The 22,000-nt window shown below is 70.9% G+C and carries 21 protein-coding genes and 1 tRNA gene; 6 read left to right on the top strand and 16 right to left on the bottom strand.

All coding sequences use genetic code 11. The features are described 5' to 3' along the window. Positions 1 to 124: 124 nt before the first annotated feature. Positions 125 to 859 carry a response regulator transcription factor gene (locus ACSJDX_RS09595; RefSeq protein ID WP_438352461.1) on the top strand — a complete coding sequence of 245 codons (735 nt, stop codon included), beginning with the start codon at positions 125 to 127 and terminating at the stop codon, positions 857 to 859. Continuing rightward, positions 856 to 2,409, top strand: coding sequence for a sensor histidine kinase (locus ACSJDX_RS09590; RefSeq protein ID WP_438352460.1), 1,554 nt, complete (start codon positions 856 to 858; stop codon positions 2,407 to 2,409). Before ACSJDX_RS09595 ends, ACSJDX_RS09590 begins: the two co-directional genes overlap by 4 nt. Here the strand turns inward: ACSJDX_RS09590 and ACSJDX_RS09585 are convergent. The 6 genes from ACSJDX_RS09585 to ACSJDX_RS09560 form a co-directional block, all read right to left on the bottom strand. Further along, positions 2,403 to 3,998: an FAD-dependent oxidoreductase gene (locus ACSJDX_RS09585; protein WP_438352459.1), complete on the bottom strand. Its 1,596-nt coding sequence runs from the start codon at positions 3,996 to 3,998 to the stop codon at positions 2,403 to 2,405. The genes ACSJDX_RS09590 and ACSJDX_RS09585 overlap by 7 nt on opposite strands. Then, positions 3,995 to 4,870, bottom strand: a complete 876-nt coding sequence (locus ACSJDX_RS09580) for an FAD:protein FMN transferase (protein WP_438352458.1) — start codon at positions 4,868 to 4,870, stop codon at positions 3,995 to 3,997. Before ACSJDX_RS09580 ends, ACSJDX_RS09585 begins: the two co-directional genes overlap by 4 nt. Positions 4,871 to 4,889: 19 nt before the next feature. Next, positions 4,890 to 5,390, bottom strand: coding sequence for an FMN-binding protein (locus tag ACSJDX_RS09575; protein ID WP_438352457.1), 501 nt, complete (start codon positions 5,388 to 5,390; stop codon positions 4,890 to 4,892). A 112-nt stretch (positions 5,391 to 5,502) separates the two neighbouring features. Then, the gene (locus tag ACSJDX_RS09570; RefSeq protein WP_438352456.1) at positions 5,503 to 6,537 is read right to left on the bottom strand and encodes a ribose-phosphate diphosphokinase; all 1,035 of its coding nucleotides are present in this window, start codon (positions 6,535 to 6,537) and stop codon (positions 5,503 to 5,505) included. Then, positions 6,512 to 7,975 (bottom strand): bifunctional UDP-N-acetylglucosamine diphosphorylase/glucosamine-1-phosphate N-acetyltransferase GlmU, encoded by a 1,464-nt coding sequence (gene glmU / locus ACSJDX_RS09565; protein WP_438352455.1) that lies wholly within the window; start codon positions 7,973 to 7,975, stop codon positions 6,512 to 6,514. The genes ACSJDX_RS09570 and glmU overlap by 26 nt, the downstream gene beginning before the upstream one ends. Before the next feature lies 1 nt (position 7,976). Then, positions 7,977 to 8,048, bottom strand: a tRNA-Gln gene (locus ACSJDX_RS09560). Positions 8,049 to 8,116: 68 nt separating this feature from the next. Here ACSJDX_RS09560 and ACSJDX_RS09555 point away from each other — a divergent pair. Then, positions 8,117 to 8,614: a MarR family winged helix-turn-helix transcriptional regulator gene (locus ACSJDX_RS09555; protein WP_438352454.1), complete on the top strand. Its 498-nt coding sequence runs from the start codon at positions 8,117 to 8,119 to the stop codon at positions 8,612 to 8,614. Continuing rightward, positions 8,611 to 9,138: a hypothetical protein gene (locus ACSJDX_RS09550; protein WP_438352453.1), complete on the top strand. Its 528-nt coding sequence runs from the start codon at positions 8,611 to 8,613 to the stop codon at positions 9,136 to 9,138. The genes ACSJDX_RS09555 and ACSJDX_RS09550 overlap by 4 nt, the downstream gene beginning before the upstream one ends. Before the next feature lie 36 nt (positions 9,139 to 9,174). On the opposite strand, the gene ACSJDX_RS09545 is transcribed toward ACSJDX_RS09550, so the two are convergent. From ACSJDX_RS09545 to ACSJDX_RS09510, 8 genes are all read right to left on the bottom strand, one after another. Next, a complete protein-coding gene (locus tag ACSJDX_RS09545) occupies positions 9,175 to 11,007 on the bottom strand; it encodes an ABC-F family ATP-binding cassette domain-containing protein (RefSeq protein ID WP_438352452.1) in 1,833 nt (610 codons plus the stop codon). A gap of 73 nt (positions 11,008 to 11,080) precedes the next feature. Beyond that, entirely contained in the window at positions 11,081 to 11,998 is a 918-nt protein-coding gene (locus ACSJDX_RS09540) for an ABC transporter substrate-binding protein (protein WP_438352451.1), read from the bottom strand. 41 nt (positions 11,999 to 12,039) lie between these two features. After that, complete coding sequence (locus tag ACSJDX_RS09535) at positions 12,040 to 12,792, bottom strand: ABC transporter permease (protein WP_438352450.1); 753 nt, start codon at positions 12,790 to 12,792, stop codon at positions 12,040 to 12,042. Further along, positions 12,789 to 13,478: an ABC transporter permease gene (locus tag ACSJDX_RS09530; protein WP_438352449.1), complete on the bottom strand. Its 690-nt coding sequence runs from the start codon at positions 13,476 to 13,478 to the stop codon at positions 12,789 to 12,791. Before ACSJDX_RS09530 ends, ACSJDX_RS09535 begins: the two co-directional genes overlap by 4 nt. Beyond that, a complete protein-coding gene (locus ACSJDX_RS09525) occupies positions 13,475 to 14,311 on the bottom strand; it encodes an ABC transporter ATP-binding protein (RefSeq protein ID WP_438352448.1) in 837 nt (278 codons plus the stop codon). Before ACSJDX_RS09525 ends, ACSJDX_RS09530 begins: the two co-directional genes overlap by 4 nt. An 82-nt stretch (positions 14,312 to 14,393) precedes the next feature. Beyond that, a complete protein-coding gene (locus tag ACSJDX_RS09520) occupies positions 14,394 to 14,696 on the bottom strand; it encodes a DUF427 domain-containing protein (protein ID WP_438352447.1) in 303 nt (100 codons plus the stop codon). Between the two features lie 127 nt (positions 14,697 to 14,823). After that, positions 14,824 to 15,762: a 4-(cytidine 5'-diphospho)-2-C-methyl-D-erythritol kinase gene (locus tag ACSJDX_RS09515; RefSeq protein WP_438352446.1), complete on the bottom strand. Its 939-nt coding sequence runs from the start codon at positions 15,760 to 15,762 to the stop codon at positions 14,824 to 14,826. Positions 15,763 to 15,789: 27 nt separating this feature from the next. Next, positions 15,790 to 16,857, bottom strand: a complete 1,068-nt coding sequence (locus ACSJDX_RS09510) for an aldo/keto reductase (RefSeq protein WP_438352445.1) — start codon at positions 16,855 to 16,857, stop codon at positions 15,790 to 15,792. Positions 16,858 to 17,013: 156 nt separating this feature from the next. On the opposite strand from ACSJDX_RS09510, the gene ACSJDX_RS09505 reads away from it, so the two are divergent. Further along, on the top strand, positions 17,014 to 18,603 hold the full coding sequence (locus ACSJDX_RS09505) for a stealth conserved region 3 domain-containing protein (RefSeq protein ID WP_438352444.1): 1,590 nt from the start codon (positions 17,014 to 17,016) through the stop codon (positions 18,601 to 18,603). Here the strand turns inward: ACSJDX_RS09505 and ACSJDX_RS09500 are convergent. Further along, a complete protein-coding gene (locus tag ACSJDX_RS09500; RefSeq protein WP_438352443.1) occupies positions 18,548 to 19,477 on the bottom strand; it encodes a phosphodiesterase in 930 nt (309 codons plus the stop codon). The two genes, ACSJDX_RS09505 and ACSJDX_RS09500, sit on opposite strands and share 56 nt — an antisense overlap. Positions 19,478 to 19,603: 126 nt before the next feature. Beyond that, the gene (gene rsmA, locus ACSJDX_RS09495; RefSeq protein ID WP_438352442.1) at positions 19,604 to 20,458 is read right to left on the bottom strand and encodes a 16S rRNA (adenine(1518)-N(6)/adenine(1519)-N(6))-dimethyltransferase RsmA; all 855 of its coding nucleotides are present in this window, start codon (positions 20,456 to 20,458) and stop codon (positions 19,604 to 19,606) included. A gap of 68 nt (positions 20,459 to 20,526) precedes the next feature. Between rsmA and ACSJDX_RS09490 the strand changes: the two genes are divergently transcribed. Continuing rightward, positions 20,527 to 21,981, top strand: coding sequence for a sugar porter family MFS transporter (locus ACSJDX_RS09490; protein ID WP_438352441.1), 1,455 nt, complete (start codon positions 20,527 to 20,529; stop codon positions 21,979 to 21,981). Positions 21,982 to 22,000 lie beyond the last annotated feature (19 nt).

Here is a 22,000-nt window from a genome sequence, read left to right as displayed (position 1 = left end):
GCATCGTCGGCAGCGGGGAGAGTCGCTCGGGGAAGCGCGCACTGCGTGCGTCCTTTCGGAACTCACAGCCCACACATAGTCCCCGCCATAGCAGACGCATAGATAGCGGCGCACAATAGGGCGCATGACGGTCATCGCCCCCACCTCGTCCCTGCACCGCTCCGACGGCACCGCGTTGCGCGTGCTGGTCGTCGACGACGAGCAGATGCTCACCGATCTGCTGTCGATGGCGCTGCGCATGGAGGGCTGGGACGTGCGTTCGGCCGCGTCGGGGTTCCAGGCGCTGCAGGCGGCGCGCGACTTCGATCCGGACGCGATGGTGCTCGACGTGATGATGCCCGACCTCGACGGCATGGCCGTGCTGCAGCGTCTTCGCCAGTCGGGCAATGACGTGCCGGTGCTGTTCCTCACCGCGAAGGACTCCGTCAGCGACCGCGTCGCCGGGCTGACCGCCGGCGGCGACGACTACGTCACCAAGCCGTTCAGCCTCGAGGAGGTGGTCGCACGCCTGCGCGGGCTCATGCGGCGTGCCGGCACGGCTCTCGCGAACGACGCCGAGCCGATCCTCCACGTCGGCGACCTGTCGCTCAACGAGGACAGCCACGAGGTGACCCGGGCGGGCACCGAGATCGAGCTGACCGCCACCGAGTTCGAGCTGCTGCGCTATCTCATGCGCAACCAGCGCCGCGTCGTATCGAAGGCTCAGATCCTCGACCGGGTGTGGAACTACGATTTCGGCGGTCGCTCCAGCGTCGTCGAGCTGTACATCTCCTACCTCCGCAAGAAGATCGACGCCGGCCGCGAGCCGCTCATCCACACGGTGCGCGGCGTCGGCTACATGGTCAAAGCGCCCCAGTGACAGCCGCTCCGACGACCTCTCCGCCGACGACGGAGCCGCCCGCGACGGGGACGGATGCCGCGGCATCCGTCCGTCGCCGGCGTCGCCCTCTGACGCTGCAGCGCCGCCTCATCCTCACCGTGGTCGGGATCGTGTCCCTGATCCTGGTGCTCGTCGCGGTGGTCACCAGCGCCGTCCTGGGCAACGTGCTCGAGACCGGGCTGAAGCAGCGTCTGGATGCGGCGACCAATCGCCTCAGCATCGCGGCGTTCGGCTCCCCGGGGCAGACGGCGACCGAGATCCTGTCGCAGCAGCCGTTCCAGGTGGGGACGCTGCTGGCGATGGAGACGGTGCCGGGGTCGGCGAACGGCGCGGTGCTGGGCAGCGACGGCAAGGTGACCACGCTCACCGACGACCAGTTGACCGCACTCGGCGAGAGCCTGGGCGCGCCCGGCGCGCACACGGTGTCGCTCAGCGGCCTCGGATCCTTCTCGGTCGAAGCGCAGCGGGTGGGCGCGATGACGGTCGTCGCGGGACTCTCACGCGATGAGGTCACCGGCACGATCACCCAGATGCTCACCGCGATCGCCCTGCTCACCGCGGGAGGCCTGGTGCTGCTGGCCACGGCCACGGCCTGGACGATCCGCGCCGGTCTGTCGCCGTTGCGGGCCGTCGCCGAGACGGCCGGACGGGTGTCGCAGGTGCCCCTCGACCAGGGCGAGGTGTCACTGGAGGATCGCGTCCCGGCGGAGCTGGCCGACCCCCGCACCGAGGTCGGGCAGGTCGGCTCGGCGCTCAACGCGCTGCTCGACCACGTCGCGACCTCGCTCACCGCCCGCCAGCGCAACGAGGAGCGGATGCGCACCTTCGTCGCCGACGCGAGCCACGAGCTGCGCACCCCCCTCGCCTCCATCCGCGGCTACTCGGAGCTCTCGCTGCGGGCCCTGCGGCAGACCCCGGAGATCGCCGCCGAGACCACCGGACCGTCGCTCGAACGCATCCAGGCGCAGTCGCTGCGCATGACGACCCTCGTCGAGGACCTGCTGCTGCTCGCGCGGCTGGACGAAGGACAGGAGCTCGTCTACGGCTCGGTCGACCTCACGCGCATGGCGATCGAGGCGGTGGGAGACGCGCAGGCCGCGGGACCCGAGCACACCTGGCTGCTGGACGTGGGCGAGACCCCGGTCGTCGTCTCGGGAGACACCGGGCGGCTGCACCAGGTGATCGCGAACCTGCTCGCCAACGCCCGCACCCACACGCCCGCCGGGACCACGGTCTCGATGTCGGTGCAGCAGGAGGACGAGACCGCGGTGCTGCGCGTGCACGACGACGGCCCCGGCGTCGACCCCACGATCTCCGACGAGCTGTTCGAACGGTTCTCGCGCGCCGACCGGTCGCGCGCCCGCAACACCGGCGGCACAGGTCTCGGCCTGTCGATCGCCCGTGCCATCGTCGAGGCCCACGCCGGCTCGATCGCGGTGCGCAGCACGCCGGGCGACACGAACTTCGAGGTGCGCCTTCCCGCCCACCCCGTCGAGACCGTCGAGGCCGTCGAGACGTCGGATCAGTAGCCGCTGAACGCGTCGGTCGTGATCGACCGGGCCTTCTCCAGCGCGGGGGCGAGGTCGGCGATGAGCGCCGGCGGGCCGGAGATGTACGCGTGCCGTCCCTCGAGGTCGGGCACCATCTGCTGCAGCCCGGCCGCGTCCAGACGGACTCCCTGCGCCCACGTCCACCGCGCGGGGAGGTCGGCCGGCCGATCGCGGGTGAACACCACGACGGGCACGCCGGATGCCTCCAGATCCTCCCGGAAGGCGAGCTCCGAGGCCTCGGACGCGACGTACACCAGCACCACGTCGCGGTCCTCGCCCGAGAGCCGCTGGTGCCGCAGCTGTGCGGCGAACGGCGTGATGCCGATGCCCGCGGCGACCATCAGGATCGGGGCGTGGGTCTTCTTCGGCAGCACGAAGTCGCCCCACACGCCGGTCACGGCGAGTGCGCCGCCGTCGGCGACCTCGGCGAGAGCCCGCTTGTAGCTCGACGGCGGCTTCGCGGCGGCACCGACCGGTTCCCGGAACGCGATACGCAGCAGCGGCAGGTCTTCCGGGGCGGAGGCGATGCTGAACTCGCGGCGTGTGCCACGGGCATCCGGATGCCGGTGCGGCACGTCGAGCTCGAGGTACTGGCCGGGCACGAACGACACCGGGCGCGCGGCCCGGAAGGTCAGCTCCCGCACGGTCGGCGTGAGGTCGGCGCGCTTCTCGAGGGTGAGGCGCACCGCCGCGCGGGCGGAGTAGGCCAGCGCGAAGGCGACGAGGTTGCCGATCAACAGGGCGCGCTCCTGCCCGAGGCTCACGGCGCCCAGCGAGATCGGCCAGCCGGCCAGTACGCCCACGACGAGCGCGACGACGAACTGCTGCCAGCGACGCGGCGGGAGCGTGAGCGGCTCGGACAGCATGAAGGCGCCGAGGAACAGGAAGGGAGAGGACCACAGGATAGCCGGCAGGACCGTGCCCAGGTCGAACGGGAAGCCCGCTGACTGGTACTGCACCGAGGTGCGCAGCAGCGCGACGAAGACGGCGACGATCACGAAGACGGCCACCACGCGCACCTTCTCGGTGCGCCACAGCACGGCGAGTCCGGCGAGGATCACGGGTGCCGCCATGGCGGGCGTCCCCACCCACCACGACGGCGACCCCAGTCCCGGGGCGACCAGCCACAGGAGCGTGAGCGCCGTGGCGCCCGCGGCGGCGGGATTGAACACGTGACGTCCGCGCCACGCGAGCACGTACTTCGACAGAGAGGCGATCGCTGCGGCGATCGCGATGCCGACCAGGGGCAGCGGTTCGATGGTCGGCCGCAGCACGAACAGCAGGATGCCGGCGGTGATGAGCGAGGACTCGACCCGCCACGGCAGCTTCAGCAGCGACTGCGCCGCGCCGTCGACGAGCGCGCACACCAGCGCGAGCACCACCGCGGTCGCGACCAGTTGCAGGGGTGCGGGGCCGATCAGCGGCTCGGCGGTGAACAGGCCGATGACCGACAGCACGATCGCCACGGCGGTCAGCGCGGTCAGCGCCACGAAGACGAGCCGGTACATCGACACGCGGCCCAGCACCGCGAACACGCGGTTCCAGCCGGAGGTGAGGGATCCGATCACGCGAACAACTCTGCCTTACTCTCGGGCGACCACTCCAGGCGGCCGTCGGTGGTCATGCGCACCCACGAGACGCCCCATTCGGCCGCGATCTCGGGTCCGCCGTCGAAGAACAGCGCGGTCGCGACGGCGTCGGCCCGCATGGCGTCGGGAGCCACCGCCCACGTGGCGGCGACCGCCCGCACCGGGAGGCCGGTGCGGGCGTCCAGCACGTGATGGAGCCCGTCGCCCGCCGCATCCACCCACGCGCGGCGATTCACCGCGGAGGCGCAGAGCGCGGCATCCGACACCTCCCACACCCCGATCGCACGGCGACGGTCGTAGGGGTGCTCCAGCCCGATGCGCACCGGCGTCCCGCGCACGGCGAGGTCGCCCGATGCATCCACGACGATGTCGCCGTCGACGTGCCGGGAGACCACGGCGAGCACCCGGTCGACCAGACGCCCCTTGCCGAGCGCGCCGACGTCGATCGTCGCGGGTGCCGTGAGAGACAGCATCCCGTCCGTCCACGACAGCAGCGACCGCCAGTCGTCGGGAGCCGGACGCGGGTCGCCACCGGCGAGCGTGTAGGACGCGTCGTATCCCAGACTCTCCAACGACCCGCCGACGAGCGGGTTGACCGCTCCCCCGGTCGCGGCCGACAGCGCGGCGAAGGCATCGAGCATCGGTCCGGCATCCGGCGGAGCGGGAACGGATGCCGCACCGCCCGCCAGCGCGGAGACCGCCGAGTCGGCGCGGAAGCGCGACCACGCCAGGTCGAACGCCGCCACGAGCGCGCGGACGTCCTCGCGCACCCCGTCGGGGAGCGCGGTGTCGGTCTCGATCTCCCACACCGTGCCGATGGCGTCGAAGCGCCACACCTCGCGCGCGGGCATCAGCGGTCTCCGGTGGCCCTTATCCGGCAGCCTCGGTCTTGATCTGGGCGATCGCCTCGTTGAAGCCGCCGCTGGTGAGCGAGGAGCCGGCCACGCGGCTGACGGAGATCTCGTCGATCTTCTTGCCGACGACGGCGTCGGAGATGCCGCCGATGAACTTCGACTGGTAGTCCTGAGACTCCGCCTTCTGCGGGTTGCCGGTGACCTCCACCGCCGTGATGACGTCGGCGGACAAGGTCACGGTCACGGTCACGGACTCGACGGACTCGGGCGTCGCGTACGACCCCTGGGCGGTGTACGAGCCGTCCTTGTAAGCACCGGATGTGGCTCCGGCCGGGGCGGATGCGCCGGTCGACGGAGCGGTGCTCGATGCTGTGCTCGGTGCGGTGCTGGCGGCGGGGGTCCCCGTGCCTGCCGCGTCCTGGGCGGTCGAGCAACCGGCGAGCGCGAGCATCCCTGCGATGCCGGCGAACGCCGCCCCGACGCGGACGGGGCGGGGTACTGCGGTGGTGCGGATCATGACGGTCCTCCTTCTGCGGTGCCTCGCGGCCTGTCAGTACAACGCTAGTGACACGATGCAGGAGCGGGATCGGTTCAGACTCGGTGCCGCCTGTGAGACGGCGGGCGACGGATCAGGCCGCGCCGTCGAACATGCTCGTGACGGAGCCGTCCTCGAACACTTCGTGGATCGCGCGGGCCAGCAGCGGCGCGATCGGCAGGATGGTGAGCGTCGGGAAGCGCTTCTCGACCGGCACGGGGATGGTGTCGGTGACGACGACCTCGTCGATCGCCTCCGACTGCAGGCGCTGCGACGCGGGGTCGCTGAAGATCGCGTGGGTGGCGGCGACGATGACCTTGACCGCACCGCTGCTCTTGAGCGCCTCGGCGGCCTTCACGATGGTGCCGCCGGTGTCGATCATGTCGTCCACGAGCAGGCAGACCCGCCCCGACACGTCACCGACGATCTCGCTGACGGTCACCTGGTTGGCGACGTTCGGGTCGCGACGCTTGTGGATGATCGCGAGGGGGGCGCCGAGGCTGTCCGACCAGGTGTCGGCCACGCGCACGCGGCCGGTGTCGGGCGAGACCACCGTGAGCTTCGCGCGGTCGTCGGCGGTGAGCGTGTTCTGGAAGTACTCGAGCAGCACCGGCTTGGCGAAGAGGTGGTCGACCGGGCCGTCGAAGAATCCCTGGATCTGCGCGGCGTGCAGGTCGACGCTCATGACGCGGTCGGCGCCGGCGGTCTTGAACAGGTCGGACACGAGGCGGGCGCTGATCGGCTCGCGACCGCGGCCCTTCTTGTCCTGGCGCGAGTACGGGTAGTACGGCGCCACCACGGTGATGCGCTTGGCCGATGCGCGCTTGGCGGCGTCGAGCATGATGAGCGTCTCCATGAGCCACTCGTTGACCGGGGGGCCGAAGCTCTGGATGAGGAAGAAGTCGCATCCGCGGATCGACACCTCGAAGCGCGTGAGGATCTCGCCCGACGCGAACGTGCGGTACTCGGTGGGGACCAGCTCGGTGCCGAGCTGGGTGGCGACATCCACCGCCAGTTCGGGGTGGGAGCTGCCGCGCGCGATGACCAGCCGCTTCTTGGTCTTCGCTACCAGGCCCGGGGCGATGTCGTGCTCGCGGTCGAGTTCAACCGTCTTCCTCTTGCGCGTCATCGTCAGCCTTCTGTGCGGGCCGGGATCTCGCGGCGACGTCGGCCGCCTCGGTTCCCGGTCGGTTCGTCTCGACCCACCCCTCGACGTTGCGCTGAGGGGCGACGCTCAATGCCAGTGCGCCGGCCGGCACGTCCTTGCGGACGACCGCTCCGGCCCCGGTCTTGGCGCCGTCTCCGATCCTAACGGGCGCGACGAAGACGTTGTGCGAGCCGGTGTGCACGTGATCGCCGATCTCGGTGCGGTGCTTGGCGATGTCGTCGTAGTTGGCCGTGATGGCACCGGCGCCGAGGTTCACCCCCACCCCGATCGTCGTGTCGCCGATGTACGACAGATGCGGCACCTTGCTGCCGTCGCCGATCGTGGCGTTCTTCGTCTCGACGAACGTGCCGATCTTGCCGCCGGCGCCGAGCACCGTGCCCGGCCGCAGGTAGGAGAAGGGCCCGACCGTGGCGTCCGCGCCGATCACGGCGAGTGTGGCATCCGTGCGCTTGACCGTCGCGCCCGCGCCCACCTCGCAGTCGACCAGGGTCGTGTCGGGGCCGACCACGGCGCCCTCGGCGATCGTGGTGGCCCGCAGGATCTGGGTGTTCGGAAGCACCGTGACGTCGGCGGCGAGAGTGGCGTCGACGTCGATCCAGGTCGTGAGCGGGTCGACGATCGTCGCACCCGCCAGCTGCCAGCGGCGGACGGTGCGGGCGTTGAGCAGTCGTCCTGCCTCGGCCAGCTGGACCCGGTCGTTCACACCGAGCGCGACCCCGGCATCCGGCGCGGCCGCGGCGGCGACGCGCTCGCCCGCGTTGCGCAGCAGCGCCACGACGTCGGTGAGGTACTTCTCCCCCTGCGCGTTGGCGGTGCCCACGAGGGCGAGCTGAGCGCGCAGCAGGGGGGCGCGGAAGACGTAGACCCCGGCGTTGATCTCGGTGACGGCGGCCTCGTCGGGTGAGGCATCCTTCTGCTCCACGATGCGCCGCACGCCGCCGTCGGCGTCGCGGATGACGCGACCGTATCCGGTCGCGTCGGCCACGACCGCGCTCAGCACGGTGGCCGCCGCGGCGCTGCGGCGATGCGCGTCGATGAGCGCGGCGAGGGTCTCGGACTCCAGCAGCGGCACGTCGCCGCTCAGCACCAGCACATCGCCCTCGAAGTCGGGCAGCGCCGTGAGGGCGACCTCGACGGCGCGACCCGTGCCGGGGATCTCGTCCTGGTCGACCACCACGACGTCGGCGGCGCCCACGGCCTCGGCGACGCGTTCGCGCTCGTGGCGCACCACCACCAGCACCGACTCGGGCGCGAGGGCGCGCGCGGTGTCGAGCACGTGCCCGACCAGCGGCCGCCCGCCGATGGGGTGCAGCACCTTCGGGAGGCTCGACTTCATGCGCGTGCCCTGCCCCGCGGCGAGCACGACGACGGCCAGACGGGTCTCGATGTTCTGTGACATGCTCCGCCGCCAGGATTCGAACCTGGGCCTCACAGCTCCAAAGGCTGTCGTGCTGCCGTTACACCACGGCGGATCGACGCGACCGGAGGGCGCACCGCCCGTCAAGTCTGCCAGTCCGACGCGTCCATCGATAATGGAGCCATGGCTCAGGAGACCGACGAAGTCGACCGCATCGTCGGGGCGTGGGGCGTGCAGCGTCCTGATCTCGACTTCTCGCCGTTGGAGGTGCTCTCCCGTGTCGCGCGACTCTCCCGGCACCTCGACATCGCCCGGAAAGAGGCGTTCCGCCGCAGCGACATCGAGTCGTGGGAGTGGGACGTGCTGTCGGCGCTGCGACGCGCAGGAGTGCCGTATCAGTTGAGCCCGAAGCAGCTGCTGCAGCAGACATTGGTCTCCAGCGGAACCATGACCAACCGCATCGACCGTCTCGTCGGGCGCCGGTTCGTGCGACGCGAGGCCGACCCCGACGACGGGCGCAGTGTTCTGGTGACGTTGACCGAGGAGGGTCGGGTGCGGGTGGATGCCGCCATCACCCGCCTCGTCGACGCGGAGGCGCTCCTGCTCGACACCCTCTCGCGCGGCGACCGCGAGCGGCTCGCCGTGCTGCTGCGCAAGCTCAGTCTGGGGTTCGACGCGTGACCGAGGACGTGACCGCGTCGGAGTCGACGGCGGCGCCCCGGGCGGGGCGCTTCCGCGGGTGGTTCGACGCGCGCTTCCGCACGGCCGCTGCGATCTACGGGCTCATCGTGTTCGCGGCTTTCGTGACGATCGCCTCCGATCACGCCGTCGACGCGTGGGACATCCTCGACACCGCCGTGTGGACGCTCGTGGTGTTCTTCGTGGCGCACACGTTCGCGCACACGCTCACCGATCACGGCGAGCACGGACTCACGACGGCGACGCGCAACGCGATGCGGCACGCGTCGGGCATGCTGTACGCCGCGGTCCCCGCCGCGATCGTCCTGGTGGTGTGCGGCATCCAGAGCGTGCCGGCGGAGACCGCGTGGATCCTCGCCAGCTGGGCGACGATCGCGGTGCTGGCCGTGCTGGGCTACCTCGCCTACGCCCGCCGCACGCGCAACGTCGCACTGCGCCTGCTGGGCGCCCTGGGCACCGCGTTCCTCGGGTGGATCATCGTGATCCTGGAGTACGCGTTCCACTGATGCGCCGTCCGGGGGTGCCGACCCGCCGGAGCCCGGTCAGCCGAGCTGCTCGGTGAGCGCGAACCAGCGCTCCTCCATCGCCGCGACGTCGTCTTCGGCGGCCGCGATGTCGCTCATGCGGCGACCGAGGCCGGCGTAGTCGGACTGGTCGTGCTCGGCGAGGGCGGTGCGGGCGGCATCCACCTCTCCCTGCACCTTCGCGATGCGCCGCTCGAGGGCCGCGACCTCCTTCTGTGCGCTGCGCAGGTCGGCGCCCGACAGTCCCGACGGAGCGGGAGCGGATGCCGCGCCCGCCGCGGTGCGCGCGGGAGCGGCGTCGACGAGTGCGCGCAGCCGCAGGTACTCGTCCACGCCTCCGGGGAGGTGGCGCAGGCGGCCGGCGCCGTCGGAACCGGGCAGGATCGCGTACTGCTGGTCGGTGACGCGCTCGAGGAAGTAGCGGTCGTGCGAGACGACGATGAGCGTGCCCGGCCACGAGTCGAGGAGGTCCTCCATCGCCGCGAGCATGTCGGTGTCGAGGTCGTTCGTGGGCTCGTCGAGGATCAGCACGTTGGGCTGGTCCAGGAGCACGAGCAGCAGCTGCAGGCGGCGCTTCTGGCCGCCGGAGAGGTCTTTCACCGGCGTGGACAGCTGAGCGCTCGAGAAGCCGAGACGCTCGAGGAGCTGTCCCGGGGTGAGCTCCTGCGCCTTCGAGCCGGTGCCGAACGTGTAGCTCGTGCGCAGCCGTTCGATCACGAGGCGGACCGGGCTGTCGAGGTGCTGCTCGAGCTCGTCGAGGCGCTGGGTGAGGGTGCGCACCTGCACCGTCTTGCCGCGCTTGACCCGTCCCGAGGTGGGCTCCAGGGTGCCGGCCACGAGGCCGAGGAGAGTGGACTTGCCCGCGCCGTTCACGCCCAGGATGCCCGTGCGCTCCCCCGGCGCGATGCGCCACTCCACGTCGCGCAGCACGGCCTTGGGCTCGGTCGCCGGGCCTGCCGCGGGGAACTCCACGCCCGCGTCGAGGAGGTCGACCACGTCCTTGCCCAGGCGCGAGACGGCCAGCGACTGCAGGGCGACCTTGTCGCGGATCTCGGGCACGTCGGCGATGAGCTCGTTGGCCGCATCGATGCGGAACTTCGGCTTCGACGTGCGCGCCGGCGCGCCGCGGCGCAGCCACGCGAGCTCCTTGCGCGCGAGGTTCTGCCGGCGCTGCTCGATCGTCGCCGTCTGCCGGTCGCGCTCCACCCGCTGCAGGATGTAGGCCGCGTACCCGCCCTCGAACGGCTCGACGAGGCGATCGTGCACCTCCCATGTGGTGTTGCACACCTCGTCGAGGAACCACCGATCGTGGGTGACGACGAGCAGCCCGCCGGAGGAGGACGCCCAGCGGCGCTTCAGGTGCCCGGCGAGCCAGGTGATGGCCTCGACGTCGAGATGGTTGGTGGGCTCGTCGAGGAAGAGCACGTCCCAGTCGTGCGAGAGGAGCGCCGCCAGCGCGACGCGGCGGCGCTGACCGCCGGAGAGGTCGCCGAGCCGGGCGTCCCAGGGCAGCTCTCCGAGGAGGCCCGCGATGACGTCGCGCACGCGCGCGTCTCCGGCCCACTCGTGCTCCGCGCGGTCTCCGACCACGGCGTGGCCGATGGTCTCGTCGTCGTCGAGCGTGTCGGCCTGGTCGAGCACCCCGACCGTCACCCCGCCGCGCACCGTGACCCGGCCGCCGTCGGGGCTGCGCAGGCCGGCGAGCATGCCGAGCAGACTCGACTTGCCGTCGCCGTTGCGGCCGACGATGCCGATGCGATCCCCCTCGGAGATGCCGACGGTCACCGCGTCGAAGACGACCTTGGTGGGGTATTCGAGATGCAGGGACTCGGCCCCGAGAAGATGCGCCATATCCCTCCCAGGGTACGCGGGAACGGCGAACGGGCCGCCCGGTCATCGGACGGCCCGTTCGGGAGTGTATGCCTCAGCTCAGTCCGTTGTCGGACAGCCACTTCTTGGCGATGTCCGCGGGGGACTTCTGGTCGACGGTGCTCTCCACGTTGAGGGCCACGAGACCCTCGGGGGTGAGCTTGGCGCTGACCTTGTTGATGACGTCCTTGACCTGCGCGGCGACCTTCGAGTTCACGACCGGAACCACGTTCGACGACAGGAAGAGTCCCTTCGGGTCTTGCAGGACGACGAGGTTGTCGGTCTGGATGCGCGGCTCGGAGGTGTACACGTTGGCGATGTTGACGGTACCGGCGACGAGGTCGTCGACGGTCGTCGCGCCCGTGGCCGAGAAGGCGACGTCGACGCTGTACGTGTCCTTGAGGCCGGTGGGGCCGTAGGGGCGCTGGGCGAGCTCGGCGTTGCCGCCGAGCGTCAGCGGCTCGGTCACCTTCGAGAGGTCGGCGATCGTCTTGAGGTTGTACTTGTCGGCGAAGGCCTTCGTGACCGTGTACGAGTCGCCGTCGGTCGCGGTCGACTGGTCGAGCACCTCGAGCCCGGAGGGCAGCGCCTTCGGAAGGGCCGCGTAGACGTCGGCCGAGGTGCGGGCTGTGGTGGTCTTGTCGAAGAACTGCAGGAGGTTGCCGGTGTACTCCGGGAAGAGCGTGATGGTCCCGTTCTCGAGGAGCGGGATGTAGGCGTCGCGCTGGCCGATGGTGAACTTGCGGTCCACCGTCTGACCGGCGCCCTCGAGCGCCTGCGCGTAGATCTCGGCGATGATCTCGTTCGAGTAGTAGTCCTGCGAGCCGACGACGATGCTGCTGCCGCCGCCGCCCGCGCTCGCGCTGGAGCCGCTGTCGAGCGGGTTGCTCGACGCGCAGCCGGTGAGGGCGATCAAGGTGACGGTGGCGACCGCAAGACCGGTCAGGCCCTTCCGGGCTCGTGCTGTGAACATTGGGGTTCCTCTTTCTTGGTGGGGTGCTGTGCGATCGGGGTTCAGGAGGTCGCGCCCGGTGCGGCGGGAGCGAGCTGACCGCGCTCGAGGGAGCGCCGCGACTTCTTCGTCGCCGTGGGGGTTCCGGATGCCGCGGCACGGACGCCGCGTGGGACGACGGCGTGCTGCAGCAGGGCGAAGAGGCCGTCGAGCGCGAGGGCGAGCACCGCGACCAGGATCGCGCCGCCGATGATCACCTGCAGCTGCTGCAGGGCCAGACCGGTGATGATGTACTGCCCGAGTCCGCCCAGCCCGATGTAGGCCGCGATCGTGACGGTGGCCACGACCTGCAGGGACGCCGCGCGGATGCCGCCGACCAGCAGCGGGAGCCCCAGGGGCACCTCGATGCGCCAGAGGATCTGCCACTCGGTCATGCCCATCGACCGCCCGGCGTCGATCACCCGCCGGTCGATCGCCTCGAATCCGGTGTAGGCGCCCGCCAGGAGCGACGGGATCGCCAGGATGACGAACGTGATGACCGCGGCCTCGGGCTTGTGCAGCACGCCCAGCAGAAGCACGAGGAGCACCAGGAGGCCGAAGGACGGGATCGCACGCGCTGCGCCCGAGATGGCCACCGCGACCTCGCGTCCGCGCCCGGTGTGGCCGATGTACCAGCCGACCGGGATCGCGATGACCCCGGCGATGAGCACCGACACGGCGGTGTAGACGAGGTGCTGCACCGTGGCCTCGCCGATCGGCGCCGAGCCGGTGTCGCCGCCGAAGATCCACGCGATCGCGTCGAGGAAGAGGTTCATGCGCCGGCTCCCACGGCGAGTGCGGGGTTGCGCCGCGGCTTGGCTACGCGGACGCGCCGCGTCCACGGCATGAGCAGGCGCCCGATCAGCACCAGGACGAAGTCGATCAGCAGGGCGAGCACGACGACCGCGACGACGCCGGCGAACACCTCGGGGATGATGCGACGCTGCAGCCCGTTGGTGAAGAGATAGCCGAGATTGGTGATGCCGACGAGGACGCCGACGGTGGCCAGGGCGATCGTGCTCGCCGAGGCGACGCGCAGCCCCGCCAGGATGACCGGTCCGGCGAGGGGGAACTCGACGGCCCAGAACCGGCGGAACGCGCCGAAGCCGACGGCGGTGGATGCCTGGCGCACCCCGGAGTCGACCGAGTCGAGCCCGTCGGCGACCGAGCGCACCAGGATCGCGACGGCGTAGATGGTGAGCGCGACGATGAGGTTGGTCGGGCTGATGAAGGAGTACCACCCCGTCGCGGCGGGCAGCAGGATGAGCAGCGCCAGCGAGGGCACCGTGTAGAGCAGACCGGTGATCGTGATGACGCCGCTGCGCACCAGCTTGAACCGCCAGGCCACCCAGCCGAGCGGGATCGACAGCACGAAGCCGATCACCAGCGCGATCACGCTCTGCTGCAGGTGCACGAGCGTGAGCCCGGCGATCAGCCCGAAGTTGTCGACGACCCAGTTCATGGCGCGGCGCCGTCCACCGCGTCGGTCAGGAGCGCGCCCTGCGTGCGTCCCTCCCCGTCGACGACCACCGTGCCGTGCGGCGTCTGCTTCAGCCGCAGGGCCCGCTTGCCCTTGTCCGCGCCGATGAACGACGCGACGAAGTCGTCGGCCGGGTTCTCGAGGATCTCGTCGGGGCTTCCGACCTGCGCGATCTTCGCACCCTTCTCGAGGATGACCACCTGGTCGCCGAGCAGGAACGCCTCGTCGATGTCGTGGGTGACGAACACGATGGTCTTGCCGATCTCGTCCTGCAGGCGGATGAGCTCCTGCTGCAGCTCGGTGCGCACGATCGGGTCGACGGCGCCGAACGGCTCGTCCATCAGCAGGATGTTCGGGTCGGCCGCCAGCCCCCGGGCGACGCCGACCCGCTGCTGCTGCCCACCGGAGAGCTGGCTGGGATAGCGGTCGGCCATCGCCGTGTCGAGGCCCACCGTGCCCATCAGCTCGAGCGCCCGCGTGCGCGCCTGCTTGCGGTTCTGCCCCTGCAGCACCGGCACGGTGGCGATGTTGTCCGCCACGGTGAAATGCGGAAGCAGCCCGGAGTTCTGCATGACGTATCCGATGCCGCGCCGCAGCGCCACCGGCTGCTTGCCTGCGATGTCGTCGTCGTCGATGGCGATCGTCCCGGAGGTCGGCTCGACCATGCGGTTGATCATGCGCAGGAGGGTGGTCTTGCCGCACCCCGACGATCCGACGAAGACGGTGGTCTTGCGGGACGGGATGACGAGGCTGAAGTCGTCGACGGCGCGCGTGCCGTCGGGGAACTCCTTGGTCACGCGGGTGAACTCGATCACGACGTCTCCTCGTCGGAGGGCGCGCGCGCCGGAAGAGCGCGTGCAGCGATGTGCGGGGGTGTGAGGACGGCAGGCGGTCGACTCAGTCGACGACCTGCACTTCCTTCCAGAACGCCACGTAGCCGGAGAAGTCGGTGCCGACCTTCTCGATGGCGGTCGGATACGGCGTGGGGTACGACCAGGCGCGGTCAGCGAGACGCTGATCACCGGCCACCACCGTGAAGTACTGGGCGTCGCCCTTCCACGGGCAGGTGTACGGCGTGGACGTCTCCTCCAGCGCGCCGGGCGCGACGCTCGCCGGCGGGAAGTACCAGTTCCCCTCGATGCGGACGAGATCTTCTTCGGGGGCTTCGGCGATGACCGAACCGTCGAGTACAGCCTTCATGGATCCTCCCGGGGTGGGGTGAGATCCCCACGGTACCGCCGCCCGCCGACATGGGCGCCCCCTTGCCTCCCCGAAGACAGTGTAATGAACGCGGAGCCGCGCCGACAGGTGCCGACCGGCCCCGCGATCACATCAGCCGGGCGCCGGCCACGGGCCCGTGCACGTGCAGCGCGGTCCGTCCCGAGGCGGCCAGGGTGACCTGCAGCTCGAGCGCGGCCTCGGGCGTGCCGGTGAGGAACGCCAGCGTCGGACCCGACCCCGACACGATCCCCATGTGCGCGCCCGACTGTTCGCCGAGCTCGAGGACCGCGCGCAGGTCGGGACGCAGCGACAGCGCCGCGACCTGCAGATCGTTGCGGGCGTGCTCGGCGAGCGCGTCGGCGTCCCCGGCGCGCAGCGCGTGCAGCACCGCGGGGGCGACCGCGGGCGAGCGCGGCGGCGGAGCGATGTCGACGCCGTGGCGGTCGCGGAGCTCGTCGAGCCGGGAGTACACCTCGGGGGTGCTCAGACCCCCCTCGGCCGGCACGATCACCCAGTCGAAGCGGCCCTTCGCCAGCGCCGGGCTGAGCTGGTCTCCGCGCCCGGTGCCGATCGCGGTGCCGCCCATCAGTGCGAACGGCACGTCGGCGCCCAGACGGGAGGCCAGCCGCTGCAGCCCGGCGGTGCCGAGCTCGGCGCCCCATAGCGCGTCGCACGCGACGAGGGCTGCTGCGGCATCCGCCGACCCTCCGCCCATCCCGCCCGCGACCGGCACGTGCTTGACGATGTCGAGGTGGACGCCGCCGGTGTGGCCGACCTCCTTGGCCAGCAGACGCGCGGCGCGCAGCGCGAGGTTGCGATCGTCCTGCGGCACGCCGGACACGTCGACGGTGCCCGTGACCGCGATCGTGAAGTCGTCGGCCGGCTGCGCCCAGAGGTCCTCGTACAGCGACACGGCCTGATACGCCGACGCGACGTCGTGGTAGCCGTCGGGCTGCACATCGCCGACTTCGAGCGAGAGGTTGAGCTTTCCGGGCGCGCGCACATGCACGCGTCCGCCCGCCCAGGCCGCCGTCGAATCGGTCATGCGCTTCCGGTCACCTCGCGACGGCGGTCATCGGTTCGCCGACTCGGCCCACAGGTCGACGTCGATGGCATCCGAGAGCGCGTCGATCCGTTCGAGCTCCTCGGTGTCGAACGCCGGTCCGTTCATCGCCGCGATGTTCTCGTCGAGCTGCTCCGGCCGCGACGCGCCGATGAGCGCCGAGGTGACGACCGGGTTGCGCAGCACCCACTGGATGGCGAGCTGCGCGAGCGACTGGCCGCGCTCCTTCGCGATCACGTCGAGGCCGCGCAGCGCCGCACGCCCCTTCTCCGACACGTCACCGGCGGGCAGCGAGGAGCGCGTCTGCGAGCGGTCGGCCGGTCCGTCGCCGAGGTACTTGTCCGTCAGCAGGCCCTGCGCGAGCGGGGTGAACGCGATGGCACCCATCCCCTCCTGCTCGAGCACGCCGGTGAGCCCGTCCTCGACCCAGCGGTTGAGGATCGAGTACGCCGGCTGGTGGATCACCAGCGGCGTGCCGAGGGAGCGCGCCACGGCGGCCGCCTCGGCGGTGCGCTCGGCGCTGTAGGAAGAGATGCCCACGTAGAGCGCCTTGCCCTGGCGCACGAGCGTGTCGAGCGCGCCGATGGTCTCCTCGATCGGGGTGACCGGGTCGACGCGGTGCGAGTAGAAGATGTCGACGTAGTCGACGCTCATCCGCTTCAGCGACGACTCGGCGCTGGCGATCAGGTACTTCCGCGACCCGAAGTTGCCGTACGGACCGGGCCAGAAGTCGTAGCCGGCCTTCGACGAGACGATCAGCTCGTCGCGGTAGGGCGCGAAGTCCTCGCGCATCATGCGGCCGAAGTTCGTCTCGGCGGTGCCGTACGGCGGACCGTAGTTGTTCGCGAGGTCGAAGTGGGTGATGCCCTTGTCGAACGCGTGGCGCAGCACCGCGCGCTGACGGTCGAATGCGACGTTGTCGCCGAAGTTCCACCACAGGCCCAGCGAGATGGGCGGAAGGAACAGACCGGATGCCCCGACCTGGCGGTACTCGGTGAGGTCGTAGCGGCTCGGGGCCGCCGCATAGGGCCGGTGGATCTCGGGAATGCCGGTGGGGAAGCGAGGCTGGTCGGTCACGGTTCGAGGCTAGCGCGATCGGCGGGCGGGTGCCGATCCGCGCACCCGGTCGCCGCCCACGTCGGCGGGGTATGATCCCCACCCGCGCAACATCGCCGAAACGCAAGGTGTTTACGCTGGCCGCCTGCCGTATCCCGCGGCCCGAAGAGGAGCTCCTTGACGATCGCACTCACCGCTCTGCCCCGCGAACCTCGACCGTGGGCGGTGCTGCACACCCGCGACGATCTCGTGCTCGACCGCGGCATCCTGCATCTGCACAACGAAGACCTGACTCCGGATGCCGCCCGCACCGCCGATCTGCTGCTGCTGCGCGAGCTGCTCGACGCCGCCGGCGTGCCGGTGCTGCTCATCCGTCGCAGCGCCCGCGTGCCCGCCCTCGTGGTCGACGTCGACCACCGCGAGCGAGCATTCGCCGCGCTCAGCGCCGCGTGCGCGCGCGAGCCGCTGTACGCCAAGACCCGCGGCCGCCCCGCTGTGCCGCTCCCCGATCTTCCCGCCGCGACGAGCGGCCCGAGCGCCGTGCGGGTGTTCCGTCCGCGCGTGACGTCCACCGGTCTGCGGTACGGCGCCGGCACCGCCGTCGAGGTGGAGTTCTGGCGTTTCGGGCACCACACGGTCGAGGCACCGCACGAGAACGTGCTGACCCGGCGTATCACGCCGCGCGCCGATCTCGAGATGAGCACGGTCGAGGCGTACGGATGCTCGTGGTCGACGCTCCGCGGCATGTTCGACGCGCATCCCGGGGAGTTCGTCGACGAGGTCGACATGGTCTTCTCGTGGGTGGACGGCTCGTCCAGCGAGTTCCAGCGGCAGCGCGCCGCGCAGCTCGAGGAGTACGTCGTCGGCGACGGGGACGACGGCCCGGCCCGCTACCGCCACGTCGACGAGCTGCGCTACGCGCTGCGGAGCGTGCACATGCACGCCCCCTGGGTGCGGCGCATCTTCATCGCCACAGACTCCCCGAGGCCTGCGTGGCTCGCCGAGCACCCGAAGGTCACGCTGGTGCGCAGCGAGGAGTTCTTCCCCGACCTGTCGGTGCTGCCGATCCACAACTCGCACGCGGTGGAGTCGCAGCTGCACCGCATCGACGGACTGTCGGAGCACTTCCTGTACTCCAACGACGACATGTTCTTCGGCCGCGCCGTCGACCCCGACCTGTTCTTCTCCGCCGGTGGTGTCAGCAGGTTCGTCGAGAGCAGCGTGCGGATCGGGATGGGCGGCGCCCAGACGCACCGCAGCGGTCACGACAACGCCCTTCGGGTCAACCGCGCCTTGCTCCAGGAGCGGTTCGGACGGCTCATCACCGTCGATCTGCAGCACTGCGCGACACCGCTGCGCCGAAGTGTCATGGCCGAGTTGGAGTCGGAGTTCCCCGACGACTTCGCCCGCACCGCGGCATCCCGTTTCCGCTCGGCGACCGACATCTCGGTGACCAACAGCCTCTATCACTACTACGCGCTGCTCACGGGTCGCGCGATCGCGACGACGCGGCCGCGCGTGCGCTACGTGCAGACCACGCTCGCGCGGTCGCTGGCGCGAATGGAGAAGCTCGCGGAGCGGAACGACACCGACATGTTCTGCCTGAACGACGGCGGCGAGTCGGAGGTGCCCGAAGCCGTGCGGGTACGGGCGGTCCAGTCGCTGCTCGGGCGCATGTTCCCGATCGCCGCCCCGTGGGAGCGGCCGGGGGTCAGCGCAGCACCCGCAGCGGCTCCGTCGGCGGCGAGATCCGGCGGGCGGCGCTGAGGGGCGATTCGACACCGGCCTGGCGCAGCCGGCGCTGCGCCTCGTCGGCGTCGATGTGCTCGAGCGCCTGCGCGGGCTCCATCGGAACCACGGAGTGCACCACCGTCTCGTCGTAGACGTGCACGAGGTTGAACGACCGCGCGCCGTCCTGCGGACGCGTGCCGCCCACCGGCACCGTGAGGTCCTGTGCGTAGCAGGTGGAGGACGCGACCGACACCGGGATGCCGGCGAACGTGGCGAACGTGGAGTAGTGCAGGTGCCCGGCGATGATGGTGCGCACGTCGCTGCCGCGCAGCACGTCGGCGAGGCGACGCTGGTCGCGCAGCTCGACGCTCGCCGCCAGCGGGAGCACGGCCGGTACGGGCGGGTGATGCATCGCCAGGATCGATCCGAGCGGCGCCGGGGTAGCGAGCACCTCGGCGAGCCACGACAGCTGCGCGTCGGTGACCTCGCCGTGGTGGGCGCCGGGCACCGAGGTGTCGAGCGTGATGAGGCGCAGGCCGTCGAGTTCATCCACCCGGTCGACGGGGGCCGCGGGGTCTGCGGGATGCTGGTCCCACAGCTGCGCGCGGAAGGCGGCGCGGTCGTCGTGGTTGCCCATCACCCAGACGACGGGGGCCCCGAGTCGCTCGGCGAACGGCTCCACGAGGGAACGCAGAGCCGCATACGCCTCGCTCTCGCCGAGGTCGACGAGGTCGCCGGTGAAGACGATCGCGTCGGGCGCGACACCGGACGCCTCGATCGCTGCGAGAGCCCCGGCGAGGTGTTCACGGCCGTCGACGGTGTCGAACAGCAGGGGTCCGGGAGCTCGCAGGTGGGTGTCGCTCAGGTGGAGCAGGACGCGCTCCGGCGCATCGTATTCCGTGGAGCGCATCCTGTTCTCTCCCTCTGGAGCGCACGATTCCGCGGAAAACCGCGATGGCTGATGTTACCGGCATGTTTCGTGGCACCTCTGGAAACGACACGTGACGTCACGATCAACAGCCGGGAAACATCGACCTCAGGCGGCGAGGGCCGCCGCCCGCGCGATCCGCTGGAAGTCGTCGACCGAGAGCTCCTCGCCGCGTGCCGTCGGGGCGACTCCGGCCGTCTCCAGCACCGCGGTGGCCTCTGCGGCCGTGCCGCCGAGCACGCCCGCCAGAGCCTGCCGGAGCATCTTCCGGCGCTGCTGGAACGCGGCGTCGACGATGCGGAACGTACGCAGCCGCTCGTCGTCGCCACCGCGGGGCGAGGCATCCCGCGCGAAGGCGACCAGGACGGAATCGACGTTGGGCACCGGCCAGAACACCTGGCGCGAAACCGTGCCGGCCAGGCGCCACGGACCGTACCAGGCCGCCTTGACGCTGGGCGCGCCGTACACCTTCGATCCGGGCGGGGCGGCGAGGCGCTCGCCGACCTCGGCCTGCACCATCACGACGCCGCGCTGTAGGGCGGGGAACGTCTCGAGGAAGTGCAGCAGCACGGGCACCGACACGTTGTAGGGCAGGTTCGCGACGAGCACGGTGGGTTCGCCGGGCAGGTCGCTCACGCGCAGCGCGTCCGCGTCGACGACGTCGAGGGCACCGGCGGTCACGCCGTGCGCAGCCGCGGTCTCGGGCAGGCGCGCGGCGAGACGGTGATCGATCTCCACGGCGGTGACGGATGCTCCGATCTCCAGGATCGCGAGGGTGAGGGACCCGAGACCCGGCCCGACCTCGACCACCCGCTCGCCCGCGCGCACCCCCGCCACCTGCACGATGCGGCGCACCGTGTTGGCGTCGACCACGAAGTTCTGCCCCAGCTTCTTGGTCGGGGTGACGTCGAGCTCGGCCGCCAGGGTGCGGATCTCGGTCGCGCCGAGGAGGGTGACGGGCATGATCTCACTGTAACGACCCGCGCGCAGCCTCCCTGCCGAGAGTGCCCACCCGCCGCTAGGGTGGCGCCATGACCGACGCCGGCGCTGTTCCAACGGGTTCGTTCTCGCTCCGCAGTCCCCTCGGACGGCGCGCCGTCGGGCTGTCGGTCGCCGCCGCGGTCGGCGGGTTCCTGTTCGGCTTCGACTCGTCGGTGATCAACGGCGCCGTCGATGCGATCGACGGCCACTTCTCGACCGGTCCGGTGCTCACCGGCTTCGTGGTGGCGGTGGCGCTGCTGGGCTGCGCGGTGGGCGCGATCCTCGCGGGCAACCTCTCCGACCGCTGGGGCCGGCTGCGCGTCATGATGCTCGGCGCCGCGCTGTTCCTGATCAGCTCGATCGGCGCGGGTCTCACCTTCAGCGTGCCCGACCTCATCCTGTGGCGCGTGCTCGGCGGCCTCGGCATCGGCATCGCCTCCGTCGTCGCTCCGGCCTACATCGCCGAGATCGCGCCGCGGCAGATCCGCGGGGCGCTGGCCTCGCTGCAGCAGCTGGCCATCACGCTCGGCATCTTCGCGGCGCTCCTCAGCGACGCGGTGCTCGTGTGGGGTGCCGACGGCAGTGCATCGAATCCGCTGTGGTTCGGGCTGGAGGCGTGGCGCTGGATGTTCCTCGTCGGCGTCGTGCCGGCGGCGGTCTACGGCATTTTGGCCTTCACGATGCCGGAGTCGCCGCGATACCTCCTGGCGAAGGGACGCACCGACGAGGCGCGGGCGATCTTCGCCCAGTTGGTGGCGCCCGCCGATCTCGATCAGACGGTGCGGGAGCTGACCAACACGATCGAGGCCGACCGCAAGAACGCCGGGGTGTCGATCCGTGGTCCGGTCCTGGGTCTGCAGGGGATCGTCTGGGTCGGCATCATCCTGTCGGTGTTCCAGCAGTTCGTCGGCATCAACGTGATCTTCTACTACTCCACGTCGCTGTGGAAGTCGGTCGGCTTCGACGAGTCCGCGTCGCTGGGGATCGGCGTGTTCACCTCGACGGTGAACGTGCTGGTGACGCTCGTCGCGATCTTCCTGGTCGACCGGGTGGGGCGCAAACCCATCCTGCTGACCGGGTCGGTGATGATGACGCTGTCGCTGGCGGCGATGGCGGTGTGCTTCCTGTTCTCCGTGACGGATGCTCAGGGGGCCGTGACGCTGCCGGCACCGTGGGGCCCGATCGCGCTCGTCGCGGCCAACCTGTTCGTGATCGGGTTCGGAGCCTCGTGGGGACCGTTGGTGTGGGTGCTCCTGGGCGAGATCTTCCCGAGCCGCATCCGTGGAAAGGCGCTCGGCGTGGCGGCCGGTGCGCAGTGGGTGGCGAACTTCCTCATCACGGTGAGCTTCCCGGCGATGAGCGCGTGGTCGCTCCCGCTCACGTACGCGATGTACGCCGCGTTCGCAGCCCTGTCGTTCTTCTACGTCGCGTGGAAGGTGCCCGAGACCAAGGGCATGGACATCGAGCAGACCGAGACGCTGTTCGTGCAGAAGCCGCGCGCGTAGGGACGATGGCGTGTCCGAG

The sequence above is a fragment of the Microbacterium fluminis genome, from assembly GCF_051549805.1.
In the GTDB taxonomy this organism is placed as follows: domain Bacteria; phylum Actinomycetota; class Actinomycetes; order Actinomycetales; family Microbacteriaceae; genus Microbacterium.
Note: the sequence above shows the minus strand (reverse complement) of the source record. Positions and strands in the feature narration are given on the sequence as shown.